8 protein-coding genes are annotated in these 9,895 nt (G+C 72.0%); 7 read left to right on the top strand and 1 reads right to left on the bottom strand.

The window, feature by feature from the left end:
- The first annotated feature begins 36 nt into the window (after positions 1 to 36).
- The 4 genes from ACWY4P_RS06350 (at position 37) to ACWY4P_RS06335 (ending at position 5,087) form a co-directional block, all read left to right on the top strand.
- Entirely contained in the window at positions 37 to 1,365 is a 1,329-nt protein-coding gene (locus ACWY4P_RS06350; protein ID WP_456209145.1) for a cysteate synthase, read from the top strand.
- Positions 1,366 to 1,486: 121 nt separating this feature from the next.
- Positions 1,487 to 2,536, top strand: coding sequence for a 4-hydroxyphenylpyruvate dioxygenase (hppD, locus tag ACWY4P_RS06345; RefSeq protein ID WP_456209144.1), 1,050 nt, complete (start codon positions 1,487 to 1,489; stop codon positions 2,534 to 2,536).
- Positions 2,533 to 3,714 carry an alpha-hydroxy acid oxidase gene (locus ACWY4P_RS06340; RefSeq protein ID WP_456209143.1) on the top strand — a complete coding sequence of 394 codons (1,182 nt, stop codon included), beginning with the start codon at positions 2,533 to 2,535 and terminating at the stop codon, positions 3,712 to 3,714. The genes hppD and ACWY4P_RS06340 overlap by 4 nt, the downstream gene beginning before the upstream one ends.
- Positions 3,711 to 5,087, top strand: a complete 1,377-nt coding sequence (locus ACWY4P_RS06335; RefSeq protein ID WP_456209142.1) for an aminotransferase-like domain-containing protein — start codon at positions 3,711 to 3,713, stop codon at positions 5,085 to 5,087. The genes ACWY4P_RS06340 and ACWY4P_RS06335 overlap by 4 nt, the downstream gene beginning before the upstream one ends.
- Before the next feature lie 17 nt (positions 5,088 to 5,104).
- On the opposite strand, the gene ACWY4P_RS06330 is transcribed toward ACWY4P_RS06335, so the two are convergent.
- Positions 5,105 to 6,151 (bottom strand): O-antigen ligase family protein, encoded by a 1,047-nt coding sequence (locus tag ACWY4P_RS06330; protein ID WP_456209141.1) that lies wholly within the window; start codon positions 6,149 to 6,151, stop codon positions 5,105 to 5,107.
- Between the two features lie 247 nt (positions 6,152 to 6,398).
- Here ACWY4P_RS06330 and ACWY4P_RS06325 point away from each other — a divergent pair, with 247 nt between their 5' ends.
- From ACWY4P_RS06325 to ACWY4P_RS06315, 3 genes are all read left to right on the top strand, one after another.
- The gene (locus tag ACWY4P_RS06325) at positions 6,399 to 6,878 is read left to right on the top strand and encodes an NUDIX hydrolase (RefSeq protein WP_456209140.1); all 480 of its coding nucleotides are present in this window, start codon (positions 6,399 to 6,401) and stop codon (positions 6,876 to 6,878) included.
- Between the two features lie 55 nt (positions 6,879 to 6,933).
- Positions 6,934 to 7,761 carry a 3-hydroxybutyrate dehydrogenase gene (locus ACWY4P_RS06320; protein WP_456209139.1) on the top strand — a complete coding sequence of 276 codons (828 nt, stop codon included), beginning with the start codon at positions 6,934 to 6,936 and terminating at the stop codon, positions 7,759 to 7,761.
- Between the two features lie 116 nt (positions 7,762 to 7,877).
- Entirely contained in the window at positions 7,878 to 9,887 is a 2,010-nt protein-coding gene (locus ACWY4P_RS06315) for a helix-turn-helix domain-containing protein (protein ID WP_456209138.1), read from the top strand.
- The last annotated feature ends 8 nt before the right edge of the window (positions 9,888 to 9,895 follow it).

Here is a 9,895-nt window from a genome sequence, read left to right as displayed (position 1 = left end):
GCCCTGCCCTGTGGGCCGGGTCGTGAGATTCTCGGAATGGGAGACATCGGAGTGGAAGTGTCGGGTAAACGCCACTATTCATTGATGTGTTCGTTTTGCGGAAAAAGGTATGTGGATGACGGGGTGATGCTCGCATGCCCCATTGGTCATGAGCCCGCGCTGCTTCATACGGAATACACGGAGAACAACTTCACACCGGTGCGTGAGGGCGAGGGGATCTTCCGATACCGTCACTGGCTGCCGGTCGACCGGGAGATCCCGGGCTCCGGGCGCCCCGTGGTGTTCCGGAGCGAGCGGCTCTCCCGTCTTGTGGGGATTCCCGGCCTCTGGGTGGCGTTCAATGGGTACTGGCCCGAGCGCGGCGGGAATCTGGAGACCGGGACGTTCAAGGAACTGGAGGCCTATACGGTTCTCGGCAGGCTGCCGAAGGATCCCGTGGTCCTGGTGGTGGCCTCGGCCGGTAATACGGCGGCCGCCTTCGCCTCCGTCTGTTCCCGCTACGGGCAGCCGTGTCTCCTCATCGTGCCGGCGGTCGGGCTCGGTCGGCTGAAGCTGCCCGAGGCGCTGCATCCGTTGGTCCGGCTGGTCGTTCTGGAAGACGCCGACTATGCGGATGCCATCGCGCTGTCCGAGGCGGTGGGGAAGTTGCCCGGCTTCCAGTTGGAGGGAGGGGTGCGCAATGTGGGGCGCCGCGATGGGCTGGCGACGGTCATGTACTCCGCGGTGGAGGCCATGGGCGAGCTGCCGGACTTCTACTTCCAAGCCGTTGGCAGCGCCGCCGGTGGTATCGCGGTCCACGAGGCCGCGAAGCGCTTGACGGCGGGAACCCCCTGGAATTCGTCGAAGGAGGCGCTGCCGAGGCTTTTCCTCTCCCAGAATGATTCGTTCGCCCCCATTCACAGGGCGTGGCAGGCCGGTCAGCGCTTCCTGGTCCGCGGTTCCGTGGACGACGACAAGCGTGCCGTGCGGCGTGCGTTCGCCGATGAGCTCACGAACCGGTTTCCGCCCTATGCGGTTCATTCCGGGGTCTATGATGTGCTTGTCGAGAGCGACGGCGATGTCCTCGCGGTCGATGGTGAGTCGGCCGGTGCGGCCATGGACATGTTCAACGACATTGAGTCGATCGATATCGAGCCGGCAGCTGCGGTGGCCGTTGCCTCTCTCCTCACCGCGGTGCGGGAGGGGAGAATTCCGCAAGACGCTTCCGTTCTCCTCAATGTGACCGGCGGCGGGCGGGTGAGAATGGCGCGGGATCGTTCGCCGATTCAGGCCGAACCCAGTCTGCGCATCGTGCCCCGGGGGTCTTTGGAGGAGGCGGTCGATCGAATAGCGGGGCTCTTCTCTGTTGATCTTCAGATTTCCTGATTGAGACCAGTCAAAGCAACTCCACGGAATCCTCAAGGAATCAAGGAGAGCATTTCCCATGACTGATGGTGTCAACCATTCCGGACTGACCGGCCTGACCCTGGACCACATCGAGTTCTTTGTGACCGACGTCGAGGCGACAGTGAGTGAACTGTCCGCCGGTTACGGACTGGAGCTGCTCGTACCGCCGACCCGTGGCAGCCGTGGGGGCGATCACCGGTCCGCGTTGCTGGGACGGAACCGTATTCGACTGCTGGTGACGCAGGCCCTCTCCGATGGCCACCCCGCGCGGGCCTATGTCGAGCGACACGGCGACGGCGTCGCCGATATCGCTCTGCGCGTTACGGACGTCCGCGCCACGTACGCCGAGCTGATGGCCAATGGGGCCGTGGAGGTGGCGCCGCCGCGGGAAGAGGACGGGTGTGTCACCGCGGCGGTGGCCGGCTTCGGGGATGTGATCCATACGCTGGTGGAGCGGCGCCCTGGTGCGTCGGTCGACCGCCTTCCGGGGCTGCCCGAGCCACGCCCGCTGACGGCTGAGGAGTTGACGACTGAGGACCCGGTCGGGCTGCTGCACGTCGACCACTTCGCGGTATGCCTGCCGCTGGGTGAGCTGTCGGCGGCCGCGAGCTTCTACGCCGACGTCTTCGACATGCCGGTGGTCTTCAAAGAGCGCATCGAGGTGGGCCCGATGGGGATGGACTCGGCCGTGGTGCAGAGCCGTTCGGGCGAGGTGACCTTCACGCTGATCGAGCCGATGCCGGGAGCGCGCGCGGGGCAGATCGAGAGCTTCCTCGCCGATCACGGCGGGGCCGGGGTTCAGCATGTGGCGTTCGCCACGGACGACATCGTGCACAGCGTCGGCACGATGGGCGGACGTGGCGTGCCCTTCTTGATTACCCCGGCGACCTATTACGATCTGCTCACCGCTCGGCTGACGCCGCTGCGCCATTCGGTCGAGCAACTCCGGGAGCTGAGTGTGCTGGTGGACGAGGACCACGACGGCCAGCTCTTTCAGATATTCACCCGTTCCGTGCATCCTCGGGGGACGCTCTTCTTCGAGGTCATCGAACGCATTCGGGCCACTACGTTCGGCAGCAACAACATCCGGGCGCTCTACGAGGCGATCGAGCTGCAGCGCGCGGCGGCGGCGAAGGGGCAGGCGGAGTGACCAAGCTCCCCGCCGACCAGGGATCGGGCGACCGCGCCGGCGCGGGACCGACCGATCCCGTCGCGGCCGCCCTTTCCGTGGCGGACTTCGCGGATCTCGCGCGTTCGGAGCTCAGCGTCGAGCTCTGCGACTGGCTGGAGGGCGGCGCGGAGCGGGAGCGGACACTGGCCGGCAACCGCAGTGCGTTCGACCGCGTCGCGGTGGTGCCCCGTGTGCTCGCCGATGTGTCGTCCTGTGACCCGACCTGTTCGCTGGTGGGCAGCCCGGCCGCGCTGCCCGTGGCCGTGGCGCCCATCGCGTATCAGCGTCTGTTCCACCCCGAGGGGGAGCTCGCGGTCGCGCGGGCGGCGGCGGACAGCGGAGTGCCCTATACGGTGTCCACGCTGAGCAGCGTCCCCATGGAGGAGATCGCGGCCACCGGCGCCACCACCTGGTTCCAGCTCTATTGGCTACGGGACAAGGGCGCCGTCCTCGACCTGGTCCAGCGGGCCGAGGCGATCGGAAGCGAAGCGCTGGTCCTGACCGTGGATGTGCCGGTCATGGGGCGGCGGCTGCGCGACATGAGGCACGGTTTCGTGCTGCCGCCGGCCATCCGGGCCGCCAACCTGGACGGCGGAGCCATGAGCAGTGCACATGAACGCGCCGAACGCGGCTCGGCCGTCGCCACACACACCGCATCCGCCTTCGCGCCGTCGTTCACCTGGCATGACATCGAGTGGCTGCGGGAGCGCACCGGTCTGCCTCTCGTCGTCAAGGGGCTGTCGCATCCGGCCGACGCCCTGCGCGCGGCCGAGCTCGGAGCGGCTGCGGTGGTGGTGTCCAACCACGGAGGGCGGCAGCTGGACGGGGCCGTGCCCACCGCCGTGGCGCTGCCCGGTGTCGTGGAGGCCGTCAGGGGCGCGTTCGGGGAGAGCTGCCAGGTGCTGGTGGACAGCGGGATCCGGAGCGGCGCCGACGTGTTGGGCGCGCTGGCGCTGGGCGCCTCGGGTGTTCTGCTGGGGCGTCCCGTCATGTGGGGGCTCGCGGCCGGTGGCGAGGCGGGGTGTGCGCGAGTCCTGTCGCTTCTGGGGGAGGAGTTCCGGCACGCCATGGCCCTGGCGGGGTGCCCCGACCTGGCCGCCGTGGCCCGACTGCGGACGACGACCATGCCATGCCACTGTGGGGGTGACCACCAATGACCGATTTCGGTGACCGCGCCGACGATGTCTGCGCCACCGATGTACGCGCGAGCGATGTCCACGACGTGCGGCTGTCGCAGCTGCACGGCTCGCTCGCGGACCCGGCGATGGCCTCGATGAACTTCCTCAACGAAGTCGCCATCCGGTTTCCGAACGCCATCTCGTTCGCGGCCGGGCGCCCGAGCGAGGAGTTCCTGGACTTCGCCGAAGTCCACCGCTACGTAGATGTCTTCATCGACCATCTGCGCCGCGAGCGGGGCATGACCGAGGCCGAGGCGAAGCGGACGGTTCTCCAGTACGGCCGGACCAAGGGCATCATCCATGAGCTGGTCGCCAGACATCTGGAAGTCGATGAGGGAATCTCGGTCTCCAGCGAATCCCTGGTCATCACGGTCGGCTGCCAGGAGGCGATGTTCCTGGTGCTGCGGGCCCTGCGCACCGGCCCGCAGGACATCGTCCTCGCGATCTCTCCCACATACGTCGGGCTGACGGGCGCGGCGCGCCTCGTCGATCTCCCCGTCCGCCCGGTCCGCGGGGGCGACCGGGGGATCGACTTCGACGACCTCGCTGCGCAGATAGCCGAGGCCCGCGCTTCGGGCCTGCGGCCACGCGCCCTGTACATCGTGCCGGATGTGGCCAACCCGACCGGCATCAGCCTGGATCTCGAGGCGCGGCGGGAGCTGCTGCGGGTGGCCGAGGCGGAGGATCTGCTCCTGCTGGAGGACAACGCGTACGGCGTGTTCGCCGGAGCGGACAGGCTGCCGTCGTTGAAGGCGCTGGACACCGGGCGCAGGGTCGTCCGGCTCGGCTCGTTCGCCAAGACGGTCCTGCCGGGGGCGCGGGTGGGCTACGCGGTCGCCGATCAGCGTGTGGTGGACGAGAACGGCGGCACCTCCCTCCTCGCCGACCACCTCTCGACCATCAAGAGCATGCTCACGGTGAACACCTCGCCCTGGGCCCAAGCCGTGGTCGGCGGGGCGCTGGTGGAGCACGGTTACAGCCTCCCGGCCGCGAACCGCCGGGAGATCGAGGTCTACCAGCGCAATCTCCGACTGATCCTCGAAGGGCTGGCTCGCCGCTTCCCGAGAGATCCGGCGCCAGGGCTTCAGGCGCCCGGGCCCCGGATCTCCTGGAACACCCCCACCGGCGGCTTCTTCCTCACCCTGACGGTTCCGTTCCGGGCGGATGACGAGCTGCTCGAGTACTCCGCCAAGGAACACGGCGTGTTGTGGACTCCCATGTCCCACTTCTACGGCGGAGACGGCGGATACGAGCAGATCCGTCTCTCCCTGAGCCAGCTGATGCCGGAAACCATCGACGTCGGGCTGGACCGGTTGGCGTCCCTGGTGCGGGAGTGTGCCGCGGCGCGGTGACCGGGCCCCGCGCACGGTCAGTGCGCCGCCGGGACCGGGCCCAGGGGCGGGGGCTCGCCCGCGAACGGGCCCGGGTCCGGCTCCGGCAGCCGCGCTGTGGCCAGCCCCGCGATCAGGCCGGCCCCGGCGGTCACCTCCGGGAAGCTGAGTGCGTTGCCGAGGGCCGACTCGACGGCCAGTGCGGTCAGGGCGGCGGCCGCCGTCAGGACGGCCGGTGTGTGGCGGGGCGAGCGCCACAGCGCGTACAGCAGCCAGCCGAAGGCCGCGCCCAGCAGGGCAAGGCCCGGCAGCCCCTGGCCGGCGGCCTGCTGTAGCGGGGCCGAGTACGGCGTGTCGTCCGCGGCGGGCGACCGCTGGGCTGTGGGGCTCAGCTCGCCGAACCGGTCGGGCCCCGCTCCGCGCAGCGGGCCGTGTTCGGCGATCTGGACGGCGTCGTGCCACAGCCGCACCCGGTGCTCGCCCAGCCGGTCGCGCAAGGGCGCCGAGAGCGCGCCGGGGAGGGCGTCCTCGGCCATGGCCCAGCAGCCGCCGACGGCCACCGCCGCGATCAGGGCCAGCCCGGCCAGCCCCGGCAGCCGGCGGCGGGTCCGGGCGACGGCGAGCGAACAGACCAGCACCAGGGCCCCGGCCACGCAGCCCACCGTCGAGCCGGCCACTAAGGCCATGGCCGTGATCGACACGGCCAGCAGGCGCAGGGCCAGCCGGAGCGCGGCCGACCGGGCGGCCCAGGCCGCGCCGCAGGCGGCTCCGACGGCGAGCGTGAACTGTGCCGCGTGGGCACCGCCTTGGCCGCTCGCCCCGTCCGGGACGGTGCAGGCCAGACCGAGGCCCGCCAGCGCGGCGGCCGCGGTGGAGGCGACCGGCAGCAGCGATCCGGCGATCCGGCCGCACGCGTAGCCGGCGGCGACGGCCAGCACGGCGAGCAGGACGCCTTCGGGGCGGGCGGTGCGGCCCGTGGCGCAGACCAGGGCCCAGGCGGCGCAGCAGCCGAGGACCGCGGCGCCCACGAGGTCGGGCGCGCTGTTGTGTTCCCGTACGACAGGCCGTGCCGCTGAAGACGCCATCCCGTTCGACCCCCCGAGTCGTGACGGGCACCGCGTGCCGGGCCGGCCGTCCGCGGGGGCCGGGGGCCCGCCGGAGGCGGCCAAAGACCGCATGCGGGCCAGGACGGATACCGTAGCGACTGTGGCCGGGTATGTGTATATGTTGCGCAGAAACGATGCGGCTTATGTGTGTCGGCTGTGTGGAAGGCGTCCGGCTGTGACGTGAGTGGCATCCGATGCCGCTCGCCCGGACCGATAGCCTCGACGCATGCCTACTCCCGACTTCATCCGCGAGCTGCGGGCCACCGCGGGTCACCAACTGCTGTTCCTGCCGGGTGCGAGCGCCGTCGTCCTCGACGACGAGGACAGAGTGCTGCTCGGGCGCCGAGCCGACAACGGCCGCTGGGCGCTCCCCTCCGGCATCCCCGAACCCGGCGAGCAGCCCGCGACGACGGTGGTGCGCGAGGTGTACGAGGAGACGGCGGTGCGCTGTGTCCCCGAGCGCATCGTGCTCGTCCACACCGCGGAGCCGGTGACCTATCCCAACAAGGACGTATGCCAGTTCGTCGACATCTGTTTCCGCTGCCGCGCGGTGGGCGGCGAGGCCCGGGTGAACGACGAGGAGTCCCTGGAGGTGGGCTGGTTCGCGCTCGACGCGCTGCCCGAGTTGGACGAGTACGCGCTGACCCGGATCAAGCGGGCCCTCGAGGACGGCCCGACGTGGTTCGATTCCACCATTCCGGAGTGAAGTATGTGCCGGGCGCACATCGGTCGGGCCCCGGCCGCCGCCTAGCCTGCCCTTCATGAGCGCGTCCACCACACCGGGCCCCGCCGCCGGGGCCGCCCCCGGCCTCGGCGGCCGTACCGCACTGGTCACCGGGGCAGCCGGTGGCATCGGCCGGGCCTGTACCCTCCGGCTGGCCGCCGCCGGGGCCACGGTCCTGGCGGTCGACCAGGACGAGGAAGGGCTCGCGGGGCTCGCGGGGCTCGCCGCCGTGGCGGCCCGGGACGAGCGGGCCCCCGGGCTGCCGGGGAGGGTGGAGACGCGGGCGCTCGACCTGACCGACCTCGACGCGGCCGAGCGGGCCGCCGCGGGCGTCGACATCCTGGTCAACAACGCCGGACTGCAACTCGTGCGGCCCATCGAGGACTTCCCTCCCGAGGTCTTCTCCCGGGTGCTCACGGTGATGCTGGAGGCCCCCTTCCGGCTGGTGCGGGGTGCGCTGCCGCATATGTACGCCCAGGGCTGGGGGCGGATCGTCAACATCTCCTCCGTCCACGGGCTGCGCGCCTCGGCCTTCAAGTCGGCGTACGTGGCCGCCAAACACGGGCTGGAAGGGCTCTCCAAGGTCGCGGCCCTGGAGGGCGCCGCCCATGGGGTCACCTCCAACTGCGTCAACCCCGGCTATGTCCGCACCCCGCTCGTGGAGCGGCAGATCGCCGACCAGGCCGCCGCCCACGGCATCCCTCCGGAGCGGGTGGTCTCCGAGATCATGCTGGCCGACTCCGCGGTCAAGCGGCTCGTCGAGCCGGAGGAGGTCGCCGAGGCCGTCGCCTACCTCTGCGGCCCGCACGCCTCCTTCATCACCGGCGCCTCGCTCGCCATGGACGGCGGATGGACCGCCCACTGAGCGGGCGGCTGCCCGGGCGTACGGCGGCCCGCCCGGCCGAGCGGGCGCCGGAGCGGGGGTCGGGGTTCCGCCCGGCCACTGGCGGGTCCGAGCCCGGCGGGAGTATCCCTGTGACCATGTCCGATGATCAGCCGGAGACCCCGTACCTGGAACTGCTCGCGCGCGGCGCGCCCGCGGAGGCGTACGAGCGTCCGGTGCTGCGCGCCCGCGCCGAGGGGGCGTCGGCCGCCCGGCTCGCGGCCCTGGAGCGCGCCAAGCTGCCGGCCCTGCGCGTACGCGGCGAGTTGGAGGGGCGCAGACGCCGCGAGGCCGAGCTGTCCGCGCTCTTCGAGACCGCGCACGACCTGGCGGGGCTGCGCGACCTGGACGCGGTGCTCCAGGCCATCGTGCAGCGCGCCCGCTCGCTGCTCGGCACCGAGGTCGCCTATCTCACGCTCAACGACCCCCAGGCCGGGGACACCTATATGAGGGTCACGGACGGTTCGGTCTCGGCCCGCTTCCAGCAGCTGCGGCTCGGCATGGGGGAGGGGCTCGGCGGGCTGGTCGCGCAGACCGCCCGCCCGTATGTGACCGAGAGCTATTTCGACGACGGGCGGTTCCAGCACACCCGGACCATCGACGCGGGCGTCACCGACGAGGGTCTTGTGGCTATCCTCGGCGTGCCGCTGATGCTGGGCAGCGGGGTCATCGGCGTGCTGTTCGCCGCGGACCGCCGCGCCCGCGTCTTCGAGCGCGAACAGATCGCCCTGCTCGGCTCCTTCGCCGCCCACGCTGCCGTCGCGATCGACACGGCCAATCTGCTGGCCGAGACGCGTTCGGCGCTCGCCGAGCTGGAGGCCGCCAACGAGATCATCCGCGATCGCAGCGGGGTCATCGAGCGCGCCTCGGAGGTGCACGACCGGCTGACCGAGCTGGTGCTGCGCGGTGGCGGGGTGCACGACGTGGCGGCCGCCGTGGCCGAGGTCCTCAGCGGGACGGTGGAGTTCGCCGAGGCATATGCGGCGCCGGCCGCGGCCGTGGACCGCTCCCGGGCCGACGGCCACGCGGTACGGCACGGCGAGGACTGGATCGCCGCTGTCTCCGCGAGCGGCGAGCTGTTCGGCGCGCTCGTGCTGCGCGGTCACCCCCGCCTCGACCCCATGGACCAGCGCACCCTCGAACGGGCCGCCATGGTGACCTCGCTGCTGCAGCTGGCCCGGCGCTCGGCGGACGAGGCCGAACAGCGCGTACGGGGTGAGCTGCTGGACGACCTGCTCGACGCCCCCGACCGCGAGCCGCGGCTGCTGCGCGAGCGAGCCGCCCGGCTGCGGGCGGACCTGGACGCGCCCCATGTCGTGCTCGCCGCCGGGATCGACGCGCCCGGCGCGCCGCCCGGCGCGGCCAACGGCGGCGGGCCCGGCGGGGCGTCCGGCCCGGGACCCTGCGGGCCCGGGGGCGGACCACAGGAGCAGTCGGCCGGGCCGCCGTCGGACGAGGCGGCCGGCCGGCAGCGCCTGTGGTCCGCCGCCTCCCATCTGGCGGCCACCCGGCACGGCCTGGCCGCCGCCCGCGACGGCGGCACCGTCCTCCTGCTGCCCCTGGCCGACGGCGAGGGCGCCGACGCCCTCGCCCGCCGCACCGCCCGTCAGCTCGGCACCGCCGTGCACGCGGCGGTCACCGTCGGCGCCTCCGCGCCGGTGCCCGCGCCCGCCGCCCGCCCCGGCGAGGTGGCCTCGGCGTACGCGGAGGCGCGGCGCTGTCTGGAGGCGCTGCGGGTGCTGGGACGCGGCGGCCAGGGCGCCGCGGCCGAGGACTTCGGCTTCCTCGGCCTCCTGCTGGCCGGCGCCCGCGACGGCGCGGGGGACGCCGCCCGTGTGGCGGGGTTCGTCGACCGCACCATCGGCGCGGTGGTCGACTACGACGCGCGGCGCGGTACGGACCTGGTCCACACCCTCGACGCGTACTTCGCGAGCGGGATGAGCCCGGCCCGTACCAAGGACGAACTGCACGTCCACGTCAATACGGTGGCGCAGCGGCTGGAGCGGGTGGGGCGGCTGCTCGGCCCCGACTGGCAGTCGCCGTCCCGCGCCCTGGAGGTGCAGCTCGCGCTGCGGCTGCACCGACTGGCCTCGGCGGTCGCCGGCTGAGGCCCGCG

The organism is Streptomyces sp. LZ34, from assembly GCF_053890475.1.
The sequence above is the reverse complement of the archived record's forward strand: the minus strand, read 5'-3'. Positions and strand labels throughout refer to the sequence as shown.